24 protein-coding genes are annotated in these 23,288 nt (G+C 67.2%); 19 read left to right on the top strand and 5 right to left on the bottom strand.

The window, feature by feature from the left end:
• The first annotated feature begins 86 nt into the window (after positions 1-86).
• The 5 genes from VGN82_RS20170 to VGN82_RS20150 all read left to right on the top strand — a co-directional run bounded on the left by VGN82_RS20170 (position 87) and on the right by VGN82_RS20150 (position 5,766).
• On the top strand, positions 87-1,688 hold the full coding sequence (locus tag VGN82_RS20170) for an ABC transporter substrate-binding protein (RefSeq protein WP_327528829.1): 1,602 nt from the start codon (positions 87-89) through the stop codon (positions 1,686-1,688).
• A gap of 110 nt (positions 1,689-1,798) precedes the next feature.
• Positions 1,799-2,782, top strand: coding sequence for an ABC transporter permease (locus tag VGN82_RS20165; RefSeq protein WP_327528828.1), 984 nt, complete (start codon positions 1,799-1,801; stop codon positions 2,780-2,782).
• 10 nt (positions 2,783-2,792) lie between these two features.
• The gene (locus VGN82_RS20160; RefSeq protein ID WP_327528827.1) at positions 2,793-3,740 is read left to right on the top strand and encodes an ABC transporter permease; all 948 of its coding nucleotides are present in this window, start codon (positions 2,793-2,795) and stop codon (positions 3,738-3,740) included.
• Between the two features lie 5 nt (positions 3,741-3,745).
• A complete protein-coding gene (locus VGN82_RS20155; RefSeq protein WP_327528826.1) occupies positions 3,746-4,759 on the top strand; it encodes an ABC transporter ATP-binding protein in 1,014 nt (337 codons plus the stop codon).
• Positions 4,756-5,766 (top strand): ABC transporter ATP-binding protein, encoded by a 1,011-nt coding sequence (locus VGN82_RS20150; RefSeq protein WP_327528825.1) that lies wholly within the window; start codon positions 4,756-4,758, stop codon positions 5,764-5,766. The genes VGN82_RS20155 and VGN82_RS20150 overlap by 4 nt, the downstream gene beginning before the upstream one ends.
• Positions 5,767-5,774: 8 nt before the next feature.
• Here the strand turns inward: VGN82_RS20150 and VGN82_RS20145 are convergent, their stop codons facing one another.
• Positions 5,775-7,025, bottom strand: coding sequence for a peptide ABC transporter permease (locus VGN82_RS20145; RefSeq protein WP_327528824.1), 1,251 nt, complete (start codon positions 7,023-7,025; stop codon positions 5,775-5,777).
• A 197-nt stretch (positions 7,026-7,222) separates the two neighbouring features.
• On the opposite strand from VGN82_RS20145, the gene VGN82_RS20140 reads away from it, so the two are divergent.
• The 5 genes from VGN82_RS20140 to VGN82_RS20120 all read left to right on the top strand — a co-directional run bounded on the left by VGN82_RS20140 (position 7,223) and on the right by VGN82_RS20120 (position 9,997).
• Positions 7,223-7,738, top strand: coding sequence for a DUF2478 domain-containing protein (locus VGN82_RS20140; RefSeq protein ID WP_327528823.1), 516 nt, complete (start codon positions 7,223-7,225; stop codon positions 7,736-7,738).
• A 20-nt stretch (positions 7,739-7,758) separates the two neighbouring features.
• Positions 7,759-8,649, top strand: a complete 891-nt coding sequence (locus VGN82_RS20135; RefSeq protein ID WP_327528822.1) for a formate dehydrogenase accessory sulfurtransferase FdhD — start codon at positions 7,759-7,761, stop codon at positions 8,647-8,649.
• 7 nt (positions 8,650-8,656) lie between these two features.
• Positions 8,657-9,178: a YdbT family protein gene (locus tag VGN82_RS20130; protein ID WP_327528821.1), complete on the top strand. Its 522-nt coding sequence runs from the start codon at positions 8,657-8,659 to the stop codon at positions 9,176-9,178.
• Positions 9,175-9,798 carry a molybdenum cofactor guanylyltransferase MobA gene (mobA, locus tag VGN82_RS20125; RefSeq protein ID WP_327528820.1) on the top strand — a complete coding sequence of 208 codons (624 nt, stop codon included), beginning with the start codon at positions 9,175-9,177 and terminating at the stop codon, positions 9,796-9,798. The genes VGN82_RS20130 and mobA overlap by 4 nt, the downstream gene beginning before the upstream one ends.
• A 73-nt stretch (positions 9,799-9,871) precedes the next feature.
• Positions 9,872-9,997, top strand: a complete 126-nt coding sequence (locus tag VGN82_RS20120) for a hypothetical protein (RefSeq protein WP_327528819.1) — start codon at positions 9,872-9,874, stop codon at positions 9,995-9,997.
• Here the strand turns inward: VGN82_RS20120 and VGN82_RS20115 are convergent.
• From VGN82_RS20115 to VGN82_RS20105, 3 genes are all read right to left on the bottom strand, one after another.
• Positions 9,994-10,392 carry an SRPBCC family protein gene (locus VGN82_RS20115; RefSeq protein ID WP_327528818.1) on the bottom strand — a complete coding sequence of 133 codons (399 nt, stop codon included), beginning with the start codon at positions 10,390-10,392 and terminating at the stop codon, positions 9,994-9,996. The genes VGN82_RS20120 and VGN82_RS20115 overlap by 4 nt on opposite strands.
• A gap of 71 nt (positions 10,393-10,463) precedes the next feature.
• Entirely contained in the window at positions 10,464-11,585 is a 1,122-nt protein-coding gene (locus tag VGN82_RS20110; protein WP_327528817.1) for an Mrp/NBP35 family ATP-binding protein, read from the bottom strand.
• A gap of 152 nt (positions 11,586-11,737) precedes the next feature.
• Complete coding sequence (locus VGN82_RS20105; RefSeq protein WP_327528816.1) at positions 11,738-11,962, bottom strand: sulfurtransferase TusA family protein; 225 nt, start codon at positions 11,960-11,962, stop codon at positions 11,738-11,740.
• Between the two features lie 100 nt (positions 11,963-12,062).
• Between VGN82_RS20105 and VGN82_RS20100 the strand changes: the two genes are divergently transcribed.
• The gene (locus VGN82_RS20100) at positions 12,063-13,340 is read left to right on the top strand and encodes a c-type cytochrome (protein WP_327528815.1); all 1,278 of its coding nucleotides are present in this window, start codon (positions 12,063-12,065) and stop codon (positions 13,338-13,340) included.
• Between the two features lie 31 nt (positions 13,341-13,371).
• On the opposite strand, the gene VGN82_RS20095 is transcribed toward VGN82_RS20100, so the two are convergent.
• Complete coding sequence (locus VGN82_RS20095) at positions 13,372-15,411, bottom strand: 4Fe-4S binding protein (protein WP_327528814.1); 2,040 nt, start codon at positions 15,409-15,411, stop codon at positions 13,372-13,374.
• A gap of 174 nt (positions 15,412-15,585) precedes the next feature.
• On the opposite strand from VGN82_RS20095, the gene VGN82_RS20090 reads away from it, so the two are divergent.
• The 8 genes from VGN82_RS20090 (at position 15,586) to VGN82_RS20055 (ending at position 23,276) form a co-directional block, all read left to right on the top strand.
• The gene (locus VGN82_RS20090; protein ID WP_327528813.1) at positions 15,586-16,329 is read left to right on the top strand and encodes a biotin/lipoate--protein ligase family protein; all 744 of its coding nucleotides are present in this window, start codon (positions 15,586-15,588) and stop codon (positions 16,327-16,329) included.
• Positions 16,326-16,874: a DUF6505 family protein gene (locus VGN82_RS20085; protein ID WP_327528812.1), complete on the top strand. Its 549-nt coding sequence runs from the start codon at positions 16,326-16,328 to the stop codon at positions 16,872-16,874. Before VGN82_RS20090 ends, VGN82_RS20085 begins: the two co-directional genes overlap by 4 nt.
• 22 nt (positions 16,875-16,896) lie before the next feature.
• The gene (locus VGN82_RS20080) at positions 16,897-17,907 is read left to right on the top strand and encodes a DUF6352 family protein (RefSeq protein ID WP_327528811.1); all 1,011 of its coding nucleotides are present in this window, start codon (positions 16,897-16,899) and stop codon (positions 17,905-17,907) included.
• A 17-nt stretch (positions 17,908-17,924) separates the two neighbouring features.
• Entirely contained in the window at positions 17,925-18,443 is a 519-nt protein-coding gene (locus tag VGN82_RS20075) for a DUF3305 domain-containing protein (protein WP_327528810.1), read from the top strand.
• Entirely contained in the window at positions 18,440-19,156 is a 717-nt protein-coding gene (locus VGN82_RS20070) for a DUF3306 domain-containing protein (RefSeq protein ID WP_327528809.1), read from the top strand. The genes VGN82_RS20075 and VGN82_RS20070 overlap by 4 nt, the downstream gene beginning before the upstream one ends.
• Before the next feature lie 109 nt (positions 19,157-19,265).
• On the top strand, positions 19,266-20,051 hold the full coding sequence (locus VGN82_RS20065; protein ID WP_327528808.1) for a Cro/CI family transcriptional regulator: 786 nt from the start codon (positions 19,266-19,268) through the stop codon (positions 20,049-20,051).
• Between the two features lie 32 nt (positions 20,052-20,083).
• Positions 20,084-20,284 (top strand): formate dehydrogenase, encoded by a 201-nt coding sequence (locus VGN82_RS20060; RefSeq protein WP_327528807.1) that lies wholly within the window; start codon positions 20,084-20,086, stop codon positions 20,282-20,284.
• A 13-nt stretch (positions 20,285-20,297) separates the two neighbouring features.
• On the top strand, positions 20,298-23,276 hold the full coding sequence (locus VGN82_RS20055; protein WP_327528806.1) for a formate dehydrogenase subunit alpha: 2,979 nt from the start codon (positions 20,298-20,300) through the stop codon (positions 23,274-23,276).
• The last annotated feature ends 12 nt before the right edge of the window (positions 23,277-23,288 follow it).

Below are 23,288 nucleotides of genomic sequence, written 5' to 3'. Positions count from 1 at the left end.
CATTAGACCCGTGACAGGCGCGCAGCCTACCCCTAACATCCCTCCCATCAGGCGCTGTCGGTGCCTGCAAGGGGAGGTATCATCCGATGAAATCGCGTGTTTTCGGGTTTGCTGCCGCGTTGCTCGGGGTTTCGGTGCTGGCGCTGGGCACAGCCGAGGCGAGGCCGCTGAAATGGGCCGCCGCTGGCGATGCCCTGACGATCGACCCGCACGGCCAGAACGAGGGCCCGACGACCTCGCTCAACCAGCACATCTATGAAAGCCTGACCGAGCGCGACCATGCCGGCAAACTCCTGCCGCTGCTCGCCTCCTCCTGGCGGGTGCTGCCGGATGATCCTACGACCTGGGAGTTCAAGCTCGAACCCAACGTCAAGTTCCATGACGGCAGTGCCTTCACCGCCGACGACGTGGTGTTCTCCTATGAACGCGCCATGCAGCCGACTTCGGACTTCAAGGGCTACCTGACCTCGGTCGAGAAGGTCAGCAAGGTCGACGACCTGACCGTCCGCATCAAGACCAAGGGGCCGAACCCACTGCTGGTCAACAACACCTCCTCGATCCGCATCATGAGCAAGGGCTGGGCGGAGAAGAACAACGCCACCAAGGCCCAGGACTTCAAGAACAAGGAAGAGAACTTCGCCGTCCGCAACGCCAACGGCACTGGACCCTTCGTGCTGGTCTCGCGCGAGACCGACGTGAAGACGGTGATGAAGCGCAATGACGCATACTGGAACAAGGGCAAGGTGCCGCTCGAGGTGAGCGAGCTGACCTTCGTTCCGATCAAGCAGGACGCCACCCGCGTCGCGGCGCTGCTCTCGGGCGAGGTCGATTTCGTCCAGGACGTGCCGGTGCAGGACATCGCCCGCCTCAAGAGCCAGCCGAAGCTCAGGGTCAATTCCGGCGCCGAGAACCGCACCATCTTCTTCGGCATGGATGTCGCCTCCGTCGACCTGAAGGGCGACGACGTCCAGGGCAAGAACCCCTTCGCCGACAAGAAGGTGCGCCAGGCGCTGAACATGGCGATCAACCGCCCGGCGATCCAGCGCGTCGTGATGCGCGGCGAGTCGGTGCCGACGGGCGTGATCATGCCGCCCTTCGTCAATGGCTGGACCAAGGAGCTGGACGCGGCGCCGGCCGTCGACAACGCCAAGGCCAAGGCGCTTCTCGCCGAAGCCGGCTATCCCAACGGCTTCTCGGTGACGCTGCATTGCCCGAACGACCGCTACGTCAATGACGAAGGCATCTGCCAGGCGGCCGTCGGCATGTTCGGCCAGATCGGCGTGAAGGTGAACCTGGTCTCGCAATCCAAGTCGATCCACTTCAACCTGATCCAGAAGAACCCGCCTGAGACCGAGTTCTATCTCGTCGGCTGGGGCGTCCCGACCTACGACTCCGACTACATCTTCTCCTACATGTACCACTCGCGCACGGGCTCGCAGGGCTCGTGGAATGCGACCGGCTACAAGGACGCCGAGGTCGATGCGATGATCCAGTCGCTTTCGCGGGAGGTCGACATCCCGAAGCGCGATGCGACCATCGCCAAGCTCTGGGCCAAGCTGAAGGACGAGACGATCTATCTGCCGATCCACCACCAGTCGCTGAGCTACGCGATGAACACCTCGCTCGACATCCCCGTCGATGTCGCCAACAACCCCAAGCTTAAGATGGTGAGCTTCAAGGGGTCGTAGGCCTCCTCGGCCTCGTTCGTGAACCTCCGCCGTCATCCCGGGCCCGAGCTCCGCTCCGCCCGGGATGACGTGAAGAGTTGTTTTCTGACGGTGTTGGGAAAGTAGCTCCGATGCTTGCCTATATCCTGCGCTCGCTGATGCAGGGGCTTGTGGTGATGCTGGCCGTCGCCTTCATCGCCTTCTCGATGTTCCGCTTCGTCGGTGATCCGGTCGTCAACATGCTCGGCCAGGAGGCGACGCTGCAGGACCGTGCCGAGCTGACAGAAAGGCTCGGCCTCAACGATCCCGTGCCGCTGCAGTTCGCCCGCTTCGTCGCGGATGCGGCGCGCGGCGATTTCGGCATCTCCTATCGCCAGGGCCGCAAGGTCTCGGCGCTGATCCTGGAGCGCTTGCCGGCGACCGTCGAGCTCGCGGTGCTCTCGGCGATCTTCGCCTTCGTCGTCGGCATCGCGCTCGGCGTCTATGCCGCGATCCGGCGCGACGGCTGGATCGCGAACCTCGTCATGTCGCTCTCGCTGATCGGCGTCAGCCTCCCGACCTTCCTGATCGGCATCGGCCTGATCTACATCTTCGCCGTCGAACTGCGCTGGCTGCCCTCCTTCGGGCGCGGCGACACCGTCGCGCTCGGCTGGTGGACGACCGGGCTGTTGACCACGAGCGGCCTGAAATCGCTGGTGATGCCGGTGCTGACGCTCGGCTTCCTCCAGCTTACCTTGATCATGCGCCTCGTCCGCTCCGAGATGCTGGAGGTGATGCGAAGCGATTTCATCCGCTTCGCCCGCGCTCGCGGCATCCCCGAGCATCGCATCGAGTTTCGCCATGCCCTGCGCAACACCATGATTCCCGTCATCACCATCGCCGGCCTGCAGCTCGGCGGCGTCATTGCCTTCGCCATCGTCACCGAGACGGTGTTCCAGTGGCCTGGGCTCGGCGCGCTCTTCGTCAACGCCGTGCAGTTTGTCGATGTGCCCGTGATGTCCGCCTATCTGCTCTTCGTCGCTTTCGTCTTCGTGCTCACCTCGCTCGTCGTCGATCTCATCTATGTCGCGCTCGATCCGCGGCTGCGGACCGGCAATCCGGCCATGGCGAAGTAGGAGCAGAGCGATGAGCAGCGCCCCGCTTCCAACGTCGAAGCCGCAAGGCCGCATTGCGCGATTCTGGGATTCCGATATCGCCTATTCCTTCCGCTCCTCGCCGGTGACGGTCGTCGCGACGCTGATGGCGCTGCTGCTCGTGCTGGCCGCCGTCGCCGCGCCGCTGATTGCGCCCTACGACCCCTTCGATCCCGCCTCGCTCGATCTCTCCGACGGCTTCTCCCGCCCGATGCAGCCCAACGAGATCACCGGCAAGGTGTTCTGGCTGGGCTCGGATGCGCAGGGCCGCGACATCTTCTCGGCCATCCTCTACGGCTCGCGGGTCTCACTGCTGGTGGGCGCGGCTTCCGTGCTGTTCTCGCTGGTCATCGGCGTGGGCCTGGGCCTCATCGCCGGCTATGTCGGCGGCCGCACCGAGGCGCTGATCATGCGCGTCGCCGACGTCCAGCTTTCATTCCCGGCCATTCTGGTGGCGCTGCTGGTCTTCGGCGTGGCGCGCGGGCTGATCCCGCCGGCCCTCCAGGAGCGCATGACGCTGCTGGTGCTCGTCATCGCCATCGGCCTGTCGAACTGGGCGCAGTACGCCCGCACCGTGCGCGGCTCGACGCTGGTCGAGAAGAACAAGGTCTATGTCGACGCCGCTCGTCTGATCGGGCTCAAGGCCTGGCCGGTGATGCTCAAACACGTCCTGCCCAATGTCGCCGGCCCCGTGCTGGTGATCGCCACGATCAACCTGGCGCTCGCCGTGATCGAGGAGGCCACGCTCTCCTTCCTCGGCGTCGGCATGCCGCCGACCCAGCCTTCGCTCGGCACGCTGATCCGCTTCGGCCAGCAATATCTGTTCTCCGGCGAATGGTGGATCCTGCTCTTCCCCTCGCTCGTGTTGGTGCTGCTCGCCCTGTCGATCAACCTGTTCGGCGACTGGCTGCGCGATGCTCTCAACCCGAAGCTGAGGTGAGCGCGATGTCCGCCGAGCCAGAGAAGCCCGTCCTCTCCGTCCGCGACCTCACGGTCGAATTCGTCACGCGGCGCGGCACCCTGCGCGCCTTGGACTGCGTCTCCTTCGACGTGGCTCGCGGCGAGGTGCTCGGCGTCGTCGGCGAGTCCGGCGCCGGCAAGTCGGTTACCGGCGCCGCCATCATCGGCCTGATCGACCCGCCCGGCCGCATAGCAGGCGGCGAGGTCGTGCTGTCGGGGCACAGGATCGACAACCTGCCTGATGACGCGATGCGCAAGGTGCGCGGCAAGCGCATCGGCATGATCTTCCAGGACCCCCTGACGAGCCTGAACCCGCTCTATCGCGTCGGTGAGCAACTCATCGAGACGATCCGCGTCCACACAAACCTGAGTGCGGCAGAGGCCCGCACCCGCGCCATCGCCCTGCTCGACGAGGTCGGGATTCCCGCCCCCGAGCGCCGCATCGACGGCTATCCGCACGAGTTCTCCGGCGGCATGCGCCAGCGCGTGGTGATCGCGCTCGCACTTTGCGCCGAGCCCGAATTCATCATCGCCGACGAGCCGACCACGGCGCTCGACGTTTCCGTGCAGGCGCAGATCATCGCTCTCATCAAGAAGCTCTGCCAGGAGCGCGGCACCTCGGTGATGCTGGTCACCCATGACATGGGCGTCATCGCCGAAACGGCGGACCGCGTCGCGGTGATGTATGCCGGCCGCGTCGCCGAGATCGGCCCGGTGCGCGAGGTGGTGAAGCAACCGCTCCACCCCTATGCCAAGGGGTTGATGGGGGCGATCCCCTCGCTTGAGGGCGAGGCGGAGCGGCTGGTCCAGATCCCCGGCTCGATGCCGCGGCTTTCGGCGATACCGCCGGGCTGCGCCTTCAACCCGCGCTGTTCCCAGGCCTTCGCCCGCTGCCATGTCGAACGGCCGGAGCCGATCGCGGTCGGCAATCGCAAGGTCGCCTGCCACCTCTATGACGAACCTTCCTTCACCGGTTCCAGAGGGGAGTTCGCCGCGTGAACAGCAAACCCGCCGCCGAGCCGCCCTTCGTCGAGGTCCGCGATCTCAGGCGCGTCTTCGATGTCTCCAAGCCCTGGCTCAACCGCGTGCTGGAGCATGCGCCGCGGCAATATCTCAAGGCGGTCGACGGCGTCTCCTTCGATATCCGCAAGGGCGAGACCTTCGCGCTGGTCGGCGAATCCGGCTCGGGCAAATCGACCGTCGCTCGCATGGTGGTGGGCCTGCTGCCGCCATCCGAGGGCACGGTCACGATCGCCGGCGTCTCCATGCACGATGCCGCGGCCGCCCTGGAGCGCCAGCGCTTGCGCCGCCGTATTCAGATGATCTTCCAGGACCCCTATGCCAGCCTCAATCCGCGCTGGCGCGTCGGGCGGATCATCGCCGAGCCGATCCGCGCCTTCGACGTCGTCGAGGGCGAGGCAGCGATCGCGGAGCGCGTCGGCGAATTGCTGAGCCTGGTCGGCCTGCATCCCGACGACGGCAAGAAGTTCCCGCACGAATTCTCAGGCGGTCAGCGCCAGCGCATCGCGATCGCTCGCGCGCTCGCCTCCAATGCCGAGTTCATCGTCTGCGACGAGCCGACCTCGGCGCTCGACGTCTCGGTCCAGGCCCAGATCCTCAACCTGATGCGCGACCTGCAGGAAGGGCTCGGGCTGACCTATCTCTTCATCTCGCACAATCTCGCCGTCGTCCGGCACATGGCGACGCGCGTCGGCGTGATGTACCTCGGCCGTCTGGTCGAGGTGTCGGAGGGCGCGCGCCTGTTCTCGGCGCCGCGCCATCCCTACACCCGCATGCTGCTCGACGCCGTGCCTGATCTCGCCATGGCGGGCAATTCCCGCGAGGGCGTGAAGGGCGAGATCCCCAACCCGATCTCGCCGCCCCCCGGCTGCACGTTTCATCCGCGCTGCCCACTGGTCTTCGACCGCTGCCGGGCCGAGAACCCGCCGGTGATCGACGGCGTCGCCTGCCATGCCGTCAATGCCGGCCGCGAGGCGGCCGCCTGAGCGTTAGCCTATCCGCCGTTGTTTCCCGCCTTCGGGCGCGTGACGCCGGCAGGCTTCAGCGGCAGCGGCGCGATCGGCCGGTCGGTGCGATACTGCCCGCGCGCAATGGCGCCGAACATCAGCACGACGGCCGCCAGTGTCATCAGCCACCAGGGCTGAAGCGTTGCGAAGCCCAGCGCGGTCAGGGCGAAGGCGGTGGTGAAGGCGGCGACGCCACCAGCCGCCAGCGCGCCCGGCATGCGGCCGGCCGCTCGGATCGCGAAGTACAGGCAGAATGCAGCCGCCGCCGCGCCGACGAGGCCAAGCTCGTACCACGTTTCGAAGAGGAGCGTCGTCGGCGTCGAATTCGGCAGGGCGCCGATCACCCTGCCGCGCAGCACGGTGTCGAGCCCATGGCCCGTGATGAGCTGGACCGGCGCGCTGCTGATCACATCCGCCCAGGCCGCAAGCGACTGTGCGAGCTCTCCCAGCCCCTGCGGGAAGCGCGAGACGATCGGGATCAGCAGGAACGGCAGGATCGGCGCGATCAGCATCAGCCCGGCGATGGTCGCGGCGATGATGGCAGACGCCTTCTCGCGGTTGGCGCTGACGGCGCCGAAGGCAACGGCGCCGCAGATCATGGCCACGGCCTCGCCATCCTCGAATCGGGTCAGCGCCAGCAGGCCGACGACCAGCGCGAGGCCGAGCGCGCTCAATCCGCGTGCGCGGGAAAGCAGCCAGGCGAGCGCCGGCCAGGCCATGATCAGGATGACGCTGATCCCGCGTTCGACACCTGCATCCGTGTCGGCCTGGCGCAGGCTGGCGACCACCACCAGAGCCAGAGCGAAGAGCGCCGCGATGCCGGTGCCCAGAGCCGCCAGGTTGAGGTTTGCGGCGCGCATCCGCTCCGGCAGCGCCGCCGTGCCGCAAAAGCCGAGAGCCACCGCCAGCACCAGGTTGCCGGCCTTCTCGGTCGCGGACGCGGTATAGGGGCTCCAGACCAGGGACAGGACGGCCCAGGCGACGAGGCCAACCAGGATCATGCCGGGCACGCTGAGCACGGCGCGCCGCAGCGTCGAGGCGAAGCCGCCCGGATCCTCGATCAGCGCCGCGATCACCAGCAGTACGACGCCGATCGGCGCCAGCACGACGGCGGCGCGGCGCGAGACCAGGGAGGCGATCGGCAGGACGAGCGCGAGCGTGCCGAAACCGATGCGGCGCAACAGCAGCGCGGCATCAGCGGCGGGATCGAGCGGGGCCTGGGCGTGGCGACGGGACATGGCTTGAAGAAACCGGACGATGGCTTTGCCGGCATGTCGCCGACGATCAGACCGTAACGGCCCGTTGCGGACACGACTGTAGGGCCGGAGCAACACTTGGGTTGCATCTTGCCACGCATGGCCGCTTTTCAGGCACGCAAGACACTGCGGCCGCAGCGGCGCTTTCACGGCGAACGTTTTCATGGGATGACATCGTCATGACGCTGCTGGCCGCCATTCCCTATGCTTCCGGTTTCGAGATCGACCGGTTCATGGCCGATCTCGCGCTGCGCCTGAAGGCGAGGGGGCTGCGCCTCGGCGGCGTCGTGCAGCACAATGATGGCGATTGCGACGCGGGTTGCCTGTCGATGGCGCTCGAGGACCTCGCCAGCGGCACCCGCTTCCCGATCAGCGAGAACCGCGGCGCCGCATCCTCCGGCTGCAGGCTCGATGCAACCGGGCTGGCGGCCGCCGGCGCCGCGTTGACCGCATCGCTCGCTGATGGCACCGAACTCGTCATCGTCAACAAGTTCGGCCGCCAGGAGATGCTGGGTCAGGGGCTGCGTCAGGAGATTGGCGAAGCGCTCATGGCCGGCGTGCCGCTGCTGATCGCGGTCAGGCAGGATGTTCTGCCGGCTTGGCGCGAATTCGCCGGCGACGAGTGGGTCGAACTTCCCGCCGAGCAGGATGCGATCGAGGCCTGGGCGCTTTCGCTGGCGCGCGCCGCCGCCTGATCGTCTCTGGAGCAGCCGCGATGGCGCAGGATATGAGCTTCCTCGACGATTATCTCGTCCGGCCCGATCCGCAGGCGCCGCGTCTGGGCGCAACCGTCTCCGGCATCGACCAGACGGGAGCCCGGGTCGAAACCCGCGTCGTTACCGAACGCGCGCTGACGCTCTATCTGAACGCGCAGGAGATCGTCACGATGATGACGATCGGCGACCATCCCGACGATCTCGCGCTCGGCTATTTGCTGAACCAGAACATGCTGAAGCGCGGCGATGTCGTCGACGCGGTCGACTACGACGAAGAGCTTGAGGTTGTCGTCGTCCGCACGCCGGAGCGCACCAATTTCGAGCAGAAACTGAAGAAGAAGACGCTGACCTCCGGCTGCGCACAAGGGACAGCCTTCGGCGATCTGATGGAGGCGATCGACGAGATCGAGTTGCCGAAGGCGGAATTGCGCACGAGCTGGCTCTATGCGCTGACCAAGAAGATCAACACCACGCCCTCGCTCTATTTGGAGGCCGGCGCGATCCATGGCTGCGTGCTGTGCGAAGCCGACAAGCCGCTGGTCTACATGGAGGATGTCGGCCGCCACAACGCCGTCGACAAGGTCGCCGGCTGGATGTTCCGGCACAAGGTCGATCCCGCGCGGATGATCTTCTACACGACCGGGCGCCTGACTTCGGAAATGGTGATCAAGACGGTGCGCATGGGCATACCCGTTCTGGTTTCGCGTTCCGGCTTCACCGAATGGGGCGTCGAGCTCGCGCGCAAGGCGGGCCTCACCCTGATCGGTCGGGCGCGCGGCAAGCGCTTCGTCGCGCTGTCGGGCGAGGAGAACATCGTCTTCGACGCCGACCCCTCCGGGGTCGAGGAGGAAGGCGAGCGCCATCGCCGCAAGGGGGCGGGGGATGACTGATACTGTTTTGCTGCCGGGCGTGACGAAACGCCCGGACGATCTGCTGGATGCGGGTGAAACACTGATCTGGTGGGGCAGTCCGGAGCCGCGCCGGTTCGCAATGCGAGGCGCGGCGATCAAAGTGCCCTTCATGCTCTTCTTCGTCGGCTTTTCGATCTTCTGGATGATCGGCGCCGCGAAGGCCGGTGGCTTCGTCTGGACCTTCGGATTGCTGTTCTTCGGGGTGGGCCTATGGGGGTTGGGCGAACCGCTGCGGCGATATCGCGACGCGTCCGGCATGAGATATGTCGTCACCGACCAACGGACGATCGTTGCAGCCCCAGGCTGGCAGAAGAGCTTCCTGATCCGCACGCTCCCGTTCATCGAAGTGAATGCCTCGAAGCCGCCTTTGGGCGACGTCCTTTTCTTCAACGTGGAGATCAGCAACTCGGAGGGGCCGAACACCATCGAGCGTGACGGCTTCATCGGCATCCCAGAGGCCGAGGCCGTTGCCCGCGAAATGCGCCGCCTGCAGGCAGCCGCGCCATGACCCTACCCACCCTCGGTCTGCTCCTCGCCGGCGGTCTCGCCCGGCGCATGGGCGGCGGCGACAAGCCTCTCCGGATGATCGCTGGGCGCACCATCCTCGCCCATGTGATCGAGCGGCTGGGACCCCAATGCGACGGGATGTTGATCAACGCCAATGGCGACCCCGCTCGCTTCGCCGATTACGGGCTTCCGGTGGTCGCCGACGACGTGCCGGATTTCGCCGGGCCGCTTGCCGGCATCCTCGCCGGGCTCGACTGGATGGCGCTGCACCGGCCCGAGCTGGAATGGCTGGTGAGCGTCGCCGCCGACACGCCCTTCATTCCGCGCGATCTCGTCACCCTCCTGCATGCGGCGCGACAGGCGGAGCATGTGCCGCTCGCCTGCGCCGCGTCCGGCGGCTGGACGCATCCCGTCATCGGCCTCTGGCCCGTCTCGCTGCGCGACGATTTACGGCACGCGCTGACGGTCGAGGACGAGCGCAAGATCGACCGCTGGACTGCGCGCCATGGCTGCGCCAGTGCCGAATGGGCGACCGATCCCGTCGATCCGTTCTTCAATGCCAACAAGCCCGACGATCTGACGGAGGCGGAGCGGCTTTTCGCCACCCTCCCGCCGGCTTGAACCGGCGACGGCGGCTCGCTATCTCTCCTGATAAGAGCGGCTTATCGCTGCCGTGCTCGCCCGGGGGAAGATCATGAAGTCATTCGTCGTCGCTGTCGCCGTCGCAGCCATCCTGGCCTTCGGAGCGAGCTTCGTGCTCAACGACTTCTTCCAGAAGCCGGTCGAGGTCGCATTCGCGACGAGCGGCGTCAGGCTCTAACGCTCCAGCAGCGCCTTGAGCGCTGCGAGATCGCGCATCACCATCCCGGCATCGCGGGCCATCTCGTCGTCGGTCATGCTGCGCTGGAACAGGGTGAAGACGACCTCGCTGCCGCTGCCGTTCGGCATCACCCGCATCGGATTGTGCATCGCCGGCCCGTCCGCCGGGATGACGGCATGGTCGGCGATGCCGTAGGCGTTCGGTTCGCTGAAGGCGATCCGCATCGGCCCCATCGGCGTCTGCGCCGCCCAGATCATCCCCTCGACATGGTCGAAGCTGTGGCCGAGCCCCTCCGCCCATTGCGGGAAGTTCTGCGGCTCGGCCAGGAAGGCGTAAACCTCCTCGGCCGGCCGCTCGATGGAAATGCCGAGATGGCGCGCCCTGCTGGTCGGCATCGTCTGCTCCATTTTGCCTTAGAACAAAATAGGAACATAGAGCGGGTTAGGTCAAGCCGGCCCGGAGCAGGTCACTCGATAACGATGCGTGGCGCAGCGCGCACCGTGCCGCCTTCGAGCGACGCCATCACCTGCCGCGCGATCATCAGATAGGCCTTGGCATGGGCGGAATCGGGATCGCTCGCCACGATCGGCCGGCCGCCATCGGAGGTCTCGCGGATCGGCATGGCCAGCGGAATTTCGCCGAGGAAGGGCACGGCGAGCCGCTCCGCCTCATGCCGTGCCCCGCCATGGGCGAAGATGTCCGAGCGGTGGCCGCATTCCGGGCAGATGAAGTAGCTCATGTTCTCGACGATGCCGAGGATCGGAACCTCGACCTTCTTGAACATCGCGACGCCGCGCCGCGCATCGAGCAGCGCCAGATCCTGTGGCGTCGAGACGATCACGGCGCCGGCCAGCGGCGTCTGCTGGGCCATGGTCAGTTGCGCGTCGCCGGTGCCGGGCGGCATGTCGACGACCAGCACGTCGAGCTCGCCCCAGGCGACCTCGCGCAGCATCTGGGTGATGGCGGAGATCACCATGGGCCCGCGCCAGATCATCGGCGTTTCCTCGTCGATCAGGAAGCCGATCGACATGATCTTGAGGCCATAGGCCTCCATCGGCGCCAGCGTCCTCCCGGAGACCAGCCGCGGCTTGCCGGTGATGCCGAAGATCTTCGGCACCGAAGGTCCGTAGATGTCGGCGTCGAGCACGCCGACCTTGAGGCCGAGCGTCGCCAGCGCGACGGCGAGATTCGCCGTGGTGGTCGATTTGCCGACGCCGCCCTTGCCCGAGGCGACCGCGATGATCTGCTTGACGCCCGGCACGCCGGCGGCCTTCGGCGTCGGCCCACCCGGCGCCGGACGCTGCGCCTGCTGACGCGCTTGGGCTGCGGCGGAGGAGGGGGCCTTGTCGGCGGTGAGCCCGACGAGAACCTGCGTCACGCCGGGCAGGCCCGACACCGCGCTCTCGGCCGCCTTGCGCACCGGCTCCATCGCGCCGGCCTCGCTCGGATCGATGCCGATGGCGAAGATCACCTTGCCGCCATCGATCAGGATGTCGGCGACGCGCCCCGAGGCTGAGAGCGATTGCCCGCTCCCTGGCAGCTTCACAAGTTCTAGTGCGCGCAGGATGTCGGCTTGGGTCACGGCCACGTCAGAGAACTCCTGGTCAACCTCAGCCCTCATCCTGAGGAGCCGCGAAGCGGCGTCTCGAAGGATGCTCCAGATCTCTCCGGAGCTCCCCGGAGCATCCTTCGAGACGCGCCTGCGGCGCCGCTCAGGATGAGGGCTCGATCGAGGATCATTTAAGCCTTGCGAATATGGAAGACGAGGAGCCCGCCATCGCTGCGGCTCTCCTCGATCGCGTCTCCGGTTTCGCGCATCAGGTTGGGAATGTCGATCGCCGCCATCGGATCGGTGCATTCGACGACGAACAGCGCACCGGGCATGGCGCCTTTCAGGGCCTTGCGTACCCGCAGCGCGGGCAGGGGGCATTTCAGGCCACGCAGATTGAGCGGGATCGCGGACATGCAGGGCACCGGTTAGGGACGATCGCTTCATAGGATGGCGCACCCTGCCGCATCAACTGCCCGCTTTGTCACGCCCTGCGAGCCGGTCCATGATGGCGCCATGCTGAATGCCGCCCGCTGCCTCGCATGCTCCCTGCTTCTGCTTGCCCCCGCGGCAGGTCAGGAGCTGCGCGGCCATGGCGGGCCGGTCCGGGCGGTCGCGGTCTCGGCCGATGGCCGGACGGCGATGACTGGCTCCTTCGACCAGTCGGCGATCCTCTGGAACATGGCGGCAGGCACGGCCGACGCCGTCCTGCGTTTCCACCAGGGCGCGGTCAATGCGGTGGCGGCGATTGCAGGTCTCGGTTTCGCCACCGGCGCCGAGGATGGCCGCATCGCCCTGTGGCGTGGCAACGCCGCCGAACCGGCGCAGGTCATCGAGGGGCACAAGGGCCCGGTTTCCGCGCTCGCGATCTCGGCCGACGGCAGCCGCCTTGCCTCCGCCTCATGGGACGAGACGGTGCGGGTAGCGTCGCTCGCGGGTAATGGCGAGGCGAAGGTCCTGGAAGGTCACAAGGGGCCGGTGAACGGCGTCGCTTTCATGCCGGACGGCAACGTCGTCTCCTCAGGCTACGACGCGACGCTGCGGATCTGGCCCGCCGATGCCGGACCCGCGCGGATCATCACCCTGCCGGCTCCGCTCAACGGCGTCGTGGTCGCGCCCGATGGCGAGATCGCGGTCGCGGCCGCCGATGGCCGGCTCAGGCTGTTCGGCCCCGATGGCGAGGCGCGTGGCGAGATCGTGATCGGCGAGACACCCCTGATCGCGCTGGCCATCTCTGCCGATGGTACGGCGATCGCGGCGGGTGGCCTGCGCGGTCAGGTCGCGCTGATCGACCGCAGAGCCCGCAGCATCCGTGCGACGCTGGTCGGGCCGGGCCTGCCGGTTTGGTCGCTGGCCTTCCTGCCGGATGGCCGGCAGCTCCTTTCCGGTGGGGCGGACAGGCTCGTGCGGCGCTGGAATGCCGTGACCGGTGAGCATGTCGGCACGGTCGTGCCGCGCGCCGGCGAGGACCTGCTCGCGGCCTTCAATGGCGAGCGTGGCGCGCAGGTCTTCCGGGCTTGCGCCGCCTGTCACACGCTCACCGCCGCGGACGGCAACCGCGCCGGCCCGACCCTGCACGGCATCTTCGGCCGCAGGATTGCGAGCGCCCCGGGCTACGCCTATTCGGATGCCTTCAGGACGATGGATATCGTCTGGACCAAGGAGACGGTGGCGAAGCTCTTCGAGATCGGCCCTGCCGCCTACACACCGGGCACCAAGATGCCCGAGCAGACCATCGGTTCGGCCCAGGACCGGCAGGCGCTGGTCGACTGGCTGGAGAAGGTGACGCGGTAGTTCCCTCCCACAATGGGGAGGGAGGCGCCCCCTACTGCAATGGATCCTCACCGCGCTCCGCCCGCTCGCGCAGGTAGTCCTCCGTGGTGCGCACCGGCGGGCGCTGGGGCGAGAGGTGCGGGTCGAAGCTCTCGTTCACCACGACCTCGACCCGGCAATCCTCGCACATCCGGATCACGGAGATGCGGCGGGCGGCATCGCCCGAGAACATCCAGTGCTTATTCTCAAGCTTGGCCGCGATCTTCTCGATCGTGCTGCGCACGCCGAACGGCTTGCCGCAGCTGATGCAGTGGAAGGGTTCCTCCTGCTTGAGCACGCGCCGGCCGCCCTTCCAGGCCTCGAAATCGATGCGCGGCTCCAGCGTGATGACCTTCTCCGGGCAGGTCGCCTCGCAAAGCCCGCACTGCACGCAGAGATCTTCCTGGAAACTCAGCGTCGGGCGGTCGGGATCGTCGGACAGGGCCTGGACTGGACAGGCCGAGACGCAGGCGAGGCAGAGCGTGCAACCCTCGGTGTCGACATGCACCGTTCCGAACGGCGCGCGCGCCGGCAGTGCGACGGCGGCTACCGGGGACGGTGCGGCGGCATGGAGCTCGCTGATCGTCTGGCGCAGCAACGGCCGCCCTTCGCCCATCGGCCGGAAGCGGGCCGGCGCCGGCGAGACGGTTCCCGGAGCCAGGCGCGCGAGCGCCGCCGCGAGCTGATCCGGATCATCGGTCTCGATCAGCCCGGCACTGTCGGGTGCGAAGCCGAGCGCGGCCGCAAGCGTGTTCGCATAGGACAGGTTGCGCTGCAGCCCGGAGAGGTCGTGCTTGGGCTTGGCGCGGCCGAGCACGCGCACTGCGCTCGCGCCGAAGGAGAGCGCCGCGGCGAAGGTCTCGAGCCCGATCTGGGTGACCTCGTTGATCCGCAGCGGCAGCACGCGGGCCGGCAGCCCCTCGCCGAAGCGGGCGAGTGCGTCGATCAACGCCTCGCCATGCTCGCCGTCATGCAGCAACACGACCGGCGCCCGCCCACCAGCCTCGGCATAGGTCACGAGCAGCGTGCGCAGCCGGCGCAGCAGCGCATCGCTGGGCGGCAGGGCATAGGTCACGGCCCCGGTCGGGCAGACCGCGGCACAGGCGCCGCAGCCGGCGCAGATCTCGGCCGAGATCGCGACATGGTCGCCATTCGGCGTGATCGCCCCGGTCGGGCAGAGCTCGAGACAGCGCGTGCAGCCTGTCTTCTTCGATCGTGAATGGGCGCAGAGGTCCTCGTTCAGCCGCACATAGCTCGGCTTGTCGAACTCCCCGACGAGATGACCGGCCTCCGCGATCAGCTTCTCGATCGCGGCCGGGCTGCGCGGGTCCGCGCGCAGATAGCCGGCGCGCAGCTCGTCGGCCGGAAACAGCGGCGTGCCGCCGGAGACGTCGATCACGATGTCGCAATGCGAGGTGGCGCCATCGCGCGCTTCGCCGAAGACGAGCTTCGCCCGCGAGGACGGGGCAGGGGCGGCATAGTCGTCGATCTTCAGTTCGAAGGCGCCGAGCCAGCCTGTCGCGGTTGCGATCGTGCCCTTCAGCACCGGCGTCTCGACGACGCGCGGAGGGGTGACGTCGCCCGGCCGCGAGAGCAGGATCGTCACGTCGAGATGCTCCGCCAGCCGCTGGCCGACCGAGATCGCGGTCTCGTCGCGGCCATAGACCAGCGCGACGCCCTTGCTGGTGAGGGGCGTGAACGAGATCGGCGGCATCGGCTCTGCGGCGGCGGCCAGCAGCGCGGCCATCTTCGGGCCCGTCGATTTTGCTTCGCGCGACCAGCCCGCCGCCTCGCGGATGTTGGCGAAGACGAGCTCGCCCGCATAGTCCAGATCGGCGGCGATCTCCTCGAAGAGGGGAGCCTCCTGCGTGCAGCCGACGGTGACGGCGGCGCTCTCGCCCAGCGCCCGCGTGAACAGCTCCGTCTGCGTCCGGCAGAGATGGCGGGCGGTACGGATGTCGGCGCCCTTGCAGCCGCGTGCCAGCGCCGCGCCGTCGAGCGGCATCGTGTCCTCGCACGAACAGACCATCAGCGTGCGGGTGGTGTCGGGCATCGGCGGCATATCCTCGGGCGCGAAGGACGCAGCTCGTCCTCCTTGCGATAATCCATGCTTATATGGAATTGGAGTGGTTCAAAAGAAACTCCAGGCGAGCATTTGGTCGCGGTTGCGCGGCGAGGGGAAAGAGGCGATGGCGGCCGGAGCGGCGAGACTGAGGAGGCCAGGCTGATGGCGGCGACTGCCCAGCGACCGGATGATCTTCGTCGCGAGCCGGTGCTGCCGCCCGGCTTCTCGCTGGTGACCCAGCGCGAATCGGGTGATGCCTTCGCCCGTGCCTGCAAGATTGCGCCGGAGGCGGGCGCGGCGACGATCGTCTGGACGCGGCGCTTCGATATCATCGAGTTCGCTGTCGTTCTCGAGCCGGAGAATCCGCTGTGCGAGGCGCGGCTCGCGCATTACCTGGCGATGAACGCGCTCGCCGACGCGCTGGCGGTCTACAGCCCGCCGGAGCGGCCGATCCTGTTCCGCTGGCCGGATGCGCTGGTCTACGATCTCGGCCTCATCGGCGGCGGCAGGCTTGCCTGGCCCGAGGGCTGCGGCGAAAACGAGGTTCCGGACTGGCTCGTCTTCGGGGCGATGCTGCGCGCCACGACAATGACGCCCTTCGCGCTTGGCCAGAGCGGCGTCGGCATGGCCGAGGAGGGCTTCGAGGAGGTCGATGCGGTCGACCTGCTCGAGGCCTTCGCCCGCCATCTGATGCTCGGCGTCACGCATTGGCAGAGTGATGGACCCAAGGCAGCGGCCCGGCGCTGGCTCGATCGGCTCGACAAGGTTGTCGGCACGCGCCACGGCATCGAGTCGAATGGCGACCTCGTCGCGACGACGCAGGCGGGAACCGAGCGCCGCAGCCTCGTCGAGGCTTTGGCGCGGGTCGACTGGCTCGACCGCGAGAATGGCGGGCCGAAGTTATGACCGGCCTCAAGCTCCCCCGCGCCATCAGGCTCGACTCGTCGGACACCTTCGTCTTCCGCCGGGCAGCGGAGCCGGGCGAATGGTTGGTCACGGGCTCCTTCCTGTTCGACGTGGCCGCGCTCGGCGCGCTCGACGCCAAGGGCAAGGCGGCATTCCGCTCCGGCTTTCTCGGCACGGCCAGCTTCGGCTGGAGCACGCTCGCCGTGGTGACGGAGGCGACGGAGGCCGAGCGCGAGGCGGCCATCGCCGAGCTTGCCGGACAGCTGATGCAGAAGCTCGGCGCGCCCGATCTCGCGACGGCGCGTGCTGCAGCCGAGGAGGAGATCGCCTTCGCCGCCTCGCTCTGCGACCACCCCGCCCAGACCCTTCTGGCCTTGCACCGGACGCTGGAAGAGAACGAGATCTGCGAGCGCTTCCGCACGCTGACCCCGCGCGACGCGACCCAGACCGAAGGCTTCCGCGCCTTCGAGTTCCTGGAGGTGGCGGGCGAGGATGACGAGCCGGCCGAGCAGGTCGATCTCCTGAAACTCGGCCAAACCCGTTGAACAGATTGAAGACCGGACTGTCATGACGCATTTCTGGGCCAGCTCGGGCCATCTGCTGCTGGACCGCGAGGCGGGCGGCGGCCTCAAGGTCACCGACGATTTCCTCAAGGCCTATCTGGCGCGGCCCGAACTGCTGCCGCCGGATGAGGCTTGCGACGCCGAACGGGCCCTGCATGGCAGACTGATGGACACCCCTCAGCGGGACGTATCGTCGGCCGAGATCGGTGCTATCGTCGACGCGGATGCGCGCGAGAACTGGCGCTTCATGCTGGGTTGGCGCGACCGGCTCATGGCTGCGCCGACGCTTGAAGCAGCCTATACTGGCATCATCCGCCAGGGCGTGTCGGGCATCCCGCCGCTGTTCCTCGACCAGCTCGTCCACGTCATCCTGCGCGCAGCACTGGACGAGGTGGATGACCCCTTCGTGGTGCGGGCCGCCGAATGCCTGTTCCGGCCCCAGCGCGTCACCCATCACGAGAACACGATCCTGCTCGCCGATGCCGAGATGATCGAGGGGCACGAGGCGGACCGCCACGCCTCGCCGCTGCTCGCCATGCTCGGGGGCCCCGCAGCGACCGCGCTCGATATCCTGAAGCCTGCCAACGCCGACCAGTACTGGCAGCGTTCGGACGGCTTCGACATGGTGCTCGACCTTGGCGGAACGCCGTCGGGCCGGGCGGCGCTTGGCCAGGCGTTGCGCCACTGGGTCCGCCAAATCCATGGCTTCGACGTCGCGATCGAGCCTCTGGAAAAGGTCAAGGACGCTGACTGGCGCTGGTTCGTCGGGCTCGATGCGCAGGCGACAATCATCGGCAACGCGCTTTGGAAGGGGCAGGCGCCGGCCGAGGAGGCGCTGTCGCGGGTGCTGGGGCTCTATACGATGACGCTGCCCGAGGACGTGCCGGTCTTGCCGGCGGCCAGGGCCAAGCCGATCTATCTGATCATGGCGATGTCGCCCGAGAGGGAGCTCCGGCTGAAGCCGCAGAACCTCGTGACGGGCCTGCCGCTCGCCACACGCGAGATGGCGAACTAGACGCCAAGGAGGCGGCGATGACGCAAGCGCACATCGAGGTCGGCATCGTGGCCGAACGCCGTGCGGTCGATTCCCCCTGGATCGATCATGCCTGGACGCCGCTCGCAGTGCTGCCCGAGCCGCCGCCGCTCGACCCCTGGACCGAATTGCCGGGCTCGGCCGACAGGCGCAGCTTCTATCTCGGGCCGGCGACGCTGACGCTCCACTCCGTCGACACCGCCCATTTCCGCGAGAATTTCCAGGCCGGCCGCGCCAAGCTCTGGGTCGCGATCAGGCCGACTGGGATGGAGCCGGAGATCGAGTTCGTCGGTGTCACGGCGGACCCGTTCGAAGGCGAGGTCTATGCCGAGAATGTCGGCGACATCGTGGAGGCGTTGCCGATGCCGGTCGCCATTGCCGAGCAGGTGCTCGCCTTCTTCGAGGCACACCATGTCGAACGCGAGTTCATCAAGCGCCAGCGTAGCGAGCACGATCCGCGCAAAGGCGGCGGCCCGCGCCCCGAACCGGGAGCACGCCGGCGGGAGAGCGAATCATGAGCGCCGGCGCTCCCGAGGAGGAGGGCTTCCTCAGCCGCTGGTCACGGCGCAAGCGCGAGCAGGCCGAACCGGAAGCGACCCGCGCGGCCACTCCTGCCGAAATGTCCGCTCCCGCCGAAGCCGGCCTTTCGCCGACCGTACCTGCCGAGTCGGAGCCGGAGATCGAGCCGCCTGCGCTCGATCTCGTCGACAAGGATTTCGATCTCGCTCCCTGGCTTAAGCGCAACGTGCCGGAAAGCTGGAAGCTCGCGGCGCTGCGGCGCGCCTGGGAAAGCGACCCCGCGATCGCCGGCTTCGAGAACCCGGCGCGCGACTACGCGCTCGACTGGAACACCCCGGGCGGTGCGCCAGGCTATGGGCCGCTGACGGAATCGGACGACGTCGCCGGCATGCTGCGGAGCATTTTTGGCGAGAAACCGGAGCCGGAAGCTACCGTGCTGACGGCTGCTGAGCGAGAGGGTGACGGCATGTCGCACCCACTTTCGTCTAATGACGAAGGTGTGAAAACCGATGCTGCGACGCGGGATGCGTCGGCCGGGGGCGAGGGCGCCAAGGCGGTTAGGCTGAGCAGCGACGCGGCAGAAGTGCAGGATTTGGCCCTGCTGCCGCAGCAATCCGGCTCATCCGTCTATGCTGCGGTGCAAAATACTGCGCCCGAGAAGGCCCCTTCCATGCGGCTTCGCAAGCGTGGAGGTGGGGCAATTCCAACATGAAAACAGATTGGAATCATTTTACTTCTTGAGTGATAAGGAGGCATTATCACTGCCTAAAGATTGGTCGGCGGCTGGGTCGATCAAGTGAAGAGGACGGCGACTGGAATCGATGCGCGACCCGGCACTCGAAAAGGCGATTGACAGCGCTGGCGGTGTAAGGGCCCTGGCGCGCAGCCTGGGTGTTTCGCAACCGGCAATCTCGAGCTGGAAGCGAGTCCCGGCCGATCGTGTCCTGTCTGTCGAGGCGCTGACTGGCGTGCCGCGTGGAGACCTGCGCCCGGACCTCTATCCCGAAGTTGTAGCGAGCGCCGCGCCGAGTGAGATCGATGAGATCGACGATGCACGCGCCCGCGAATGCGAGCTGATCGGCGCGCTGCTCTGGCGGGCGCCGACCGCCAACACGCTGGCCGTGCTGCGCGGCCTGCAAGGCGACGCATCTCCACTTGGCATGGCGCATCTGGCCCTGGCCGAGGCGGCCGACGAGGCCACGCCCGAGAGCCTGCGCGACGAGTTCTTCGAGCTCTTCATCGGCGTCGGGCGGGGCGAGCTCCTGCCCTATGCCTCCTATTACCTGACCGGCTTCCTGCATGAACGCCCGCTCGCTCTCGTCCGCGAGGACATGGGCGCGCTCGGCCTCGCGCGCGCCGAGCGCGCCGGCGAACCGGAAGACCACATCGCCGTCCTCCTCGACATCATGGCGAAGCTGATCCGCGGCGAGTTCTCGGCAGAGGGCATCGACGCCAACCGCTTCTTCGCCCGGCATGTCGAGCCCTGGGGCGAGCGCTTCTTCGCCGATCTCGAGGTCGCGAAGGCAGCGAAATTCTACAAGGCCGTGGGCCGCCTCGGCAGCCTGTTCCTCTCGATCGAGACGCAGGCGGCGAGGCTGCCGGCATGACGGCCGCAGAGCAAGATGCGTGGGAGATGATGATGTCGAAGACCAGAGAGCCCGGCAAGCCAGCGGTCGACCGGCGCAGCTTCTTCAAGGCGCTCGGCGCGGGCGCCACGCTGGCCGCGACGCCTGCGATGGTGACGCCCGCCGCCGCCGTCGACCCCGGCAAGGAAGAGACCAAGGCGCGTTACCGCGAGTCGGAGCACGTCAAGGACTTCTACCGGGTCAACCGTTACTGAGAGGCCGAGAACCATGCTGATCAAGCGCAAGACGGCCGATGTGCAGCGCGGCCGACTCCAGGCGGCGATCGCCGGCCTGTCCTCCGGCGTCATCGACCGCCGAGCCTTCCTTCGCCGCTCCGGCCTGGTAGCGGGCGGCATTGCCGCCGCAGGCGCCCTCCAGATCGGCTCTGTCCGCAAGGCCGAGGCTGCCGGTCTCGGCCCCGCGACGGGCACCAAGATCGTCAAGAACATCTGCACCCATTGCTCGGTCGGCTGCACGGTCAAGGCCGAGGTCGCCAACGGCGTCTGGGTCGGCCAGGAGCCGGCCTGGGAGAGCCCGATCAACCGCGGCTCGCATTGCGCGAAGGGCGCTTCGGTGCGCGAGCTCGTCCATGGTGATCGTCGCATCAAGTACCCGATGAAGCTGGTCGACGGCCAGTGGCAGCGCATCTCCTGGGACGTCGCGATCAACGAGATCGGCGACAAGATGATGGAGATCCGCGGCAAGTCCGGCGCCGATTCGGTCTATCTGCTCGGCTCGGCCAAGTTCTCCAACGAGGGCGCCTATCTGTTCCGCAAGTTCGCGGCCTTCTGGGGCACCAACAACGTCGACCACCAGGCGCGCATCTGCCACTCCACCACGGTCGCAGGTGTTGCCAACACCTGGGGCTACGGCGCGATGACGAACTCCTACAACGACATCCGCAACTCCAAGACGATCATGTTCATGGGCTCGAATGCGGCGGAAGCCCATCCGGTCTCGATGCAGCACATCCTGTCCGGCAAGGAACTCAACCGCGCCAACGTCATCGTCTTCGATCCGCGCCTGACCCGCACGGCCGCGCATGCCACCGACTACATCCGCATCCGTTCCGGCACCGACATCGCGGTGATCTGGGGCATGATGTGGCACATCTTCAAGAATGGCTGGGAGGACAAGGAGTTCCTTGCCGCCCGCGTCCACGGCATGGATGACGTGCGCAAGGAGGTCGAGAAATACGATCCCAAGACGGTCGAGGACATCACCGGCGTTCCCGAGGCGCAGATGAAGCGCGCCGCCGAGACCTTCGCCAAGGTGAAGCCCGCGACCTTCATCTGGTGCATGGGCGTGACCCAGCACTCGGTCGGCACAGCGAACGTCCGCGCCATCTGCAACCTCCTGCTGGCGACCGGCAATGTCGGCGGCATGGGCAATGGCGCCAACATCTTCCGCGGCCACTGCAACGTGCAGGGCGCGACCGATTTCGGCCTCGATATCTCGAATCTGCCTTGCTACTACGGTCTGGTCGAAGGCGCCTGGCGCCACTGGGCCCGTGTCTGGGACGTGCCTTACGACTACTTCGTCACCCGCTTCGACGAGGTTCCGGCCAAGGGCGGCCGTCCGGCCCGCACGGCCAAGGCCAATATGGAGACCTCCGGCCACACCTCGACCCGCTGGTTCGACGCCGCCAATCTGCCGGCCGAGCAGGTCGACCAGAAGGACAACCTCAAGGCCATGTTCGTCATGGGCCATGGCGGCAACACCATCCCGCGCATGCCCGACGCCGTGAAGGGCCTTGAGAAGCTGGAACTGCTGGTCGTCGCCGATCCGCACCCGACCAACTTCGTCTCGCTCGGCGGGCGCAAGAACGGCACTTATCTGCTGCCGATCGGCACCCAGTTCGAATGCTCGGGCTCGCGCACCTGCTCTAACCGCTCCGTGCAATGGGGCGAGAAGATCGTCGAGCCGATCTTCGAGGCCGCGAGCGACTACTACGTCATCTACAAGCTGGCGCAGAAGCTCGGCTTCGCCGCCGAGATGCACAAGAACTTCGAGATGGTCCAGGGCAAGTACGGCCCTGAGCCGTCGGCCGAATCGATCCTCAAGGAGATCAACCGGGGCGGCTGGTCGACCGGCTACACCGGCCAGTCGCCCGAGCGTCTGAAGCTGCACATGCAGCACCAGGACAAGTTCGATCTCGTCAGCCTGCGCGGCGCCAAGGGCTCGCCCGTCGAGAACGATTTCTACGGCCTGCCCTGGCCGTGCTGGGGCACGCCGGAACTCAAGCATCCCGGCACCCACATCCTCTACAATACCGCGCTCGAGGCGGGGAACGGCGGCGGGACCTTCCGTCCGCGCTTTGGCCTGACCCGCGAGCGCACCCTGGCTGACGGCAGCAAGGTCAACGATACGCTGCTGGCGGAGAACGGCTCCTACTCGCTCAATTCGGAGATCCGGGACGGTTATCCCGAGTTCACCATGGGCGTGCTGAAGAAGCTCGGCTGGGATGCCGACCTGACGCCGCAGGAACTGGAGACCATCACCTGGATCGGCGGAAATGCCATCGATGCGGTGAACTGGGCCAATGACCTTTCCGGCGGCATCCAGCGCGTCGCGCTCAAGCATGGCTGCGTGCCCTATGGCAACGGCAAGGCGAGGGCGAATGCCTGGAACCTGCCGGACCCGGTGCCGACGCACCGCGAGCCGATCTACTCGCCGCGCGTCGACCTCGTCGCCAAATGGCCGGCGCGTCCCGACGAGCGCACGCTGCGCATCCCGAACCTGCACACCACGGTCCAGAAGGCTGCGGTCGAGAAGGGCATCGCCAAGTCGTTCCCGATCGTGCTGACCTCGGGCCGCCTCGTCGAATACGAGGGCGGCGGCGAGGAGACCCGCTCGAACCGCTGGCTCGCCGAGCTGCAGCAGGACATGTTCGTCGAGATCAACCCGGCCGATGCCTCGGCACGCGGCATCAAGGACGGCGCCTTCGTCTGGGTCTCGGGTCCGGAGAACAACTCGAAGGCTCGCGTCAAGGCGCTGGTGACGGAGCGCGTGGGCAAGGGCGTCGCCTTCATGCCCTTCCATTTCGGCGGCTTCTACCAGGGCACCGACCAGCGCGGGAACTACCCCAAAGGCACGGACCCGATCGTGCTCGGCGAATCCGTCAACATCGTCACGACCTATGGCTACGACCCGGTGACGGCGATGCACGAAGGCAAGGTCACGCTCTGCCAGATCGCGGCGGCGTGAGGAGGAACTGAA

Origin of the sequence: Allobosea sp., from assembly GCF_035999205.1 — a bacterium.
GTDB lineage: Bacteria > Pseudomonadota > Alphaproteobacteria > Rhizobiales > Beijerinckiaceae > Allobosea.
The sequence above is the reverse complement of the archived record's forward strand: the minus strand, read 5'-3'. Positions and strand labels throughout refer to the sequence as shown.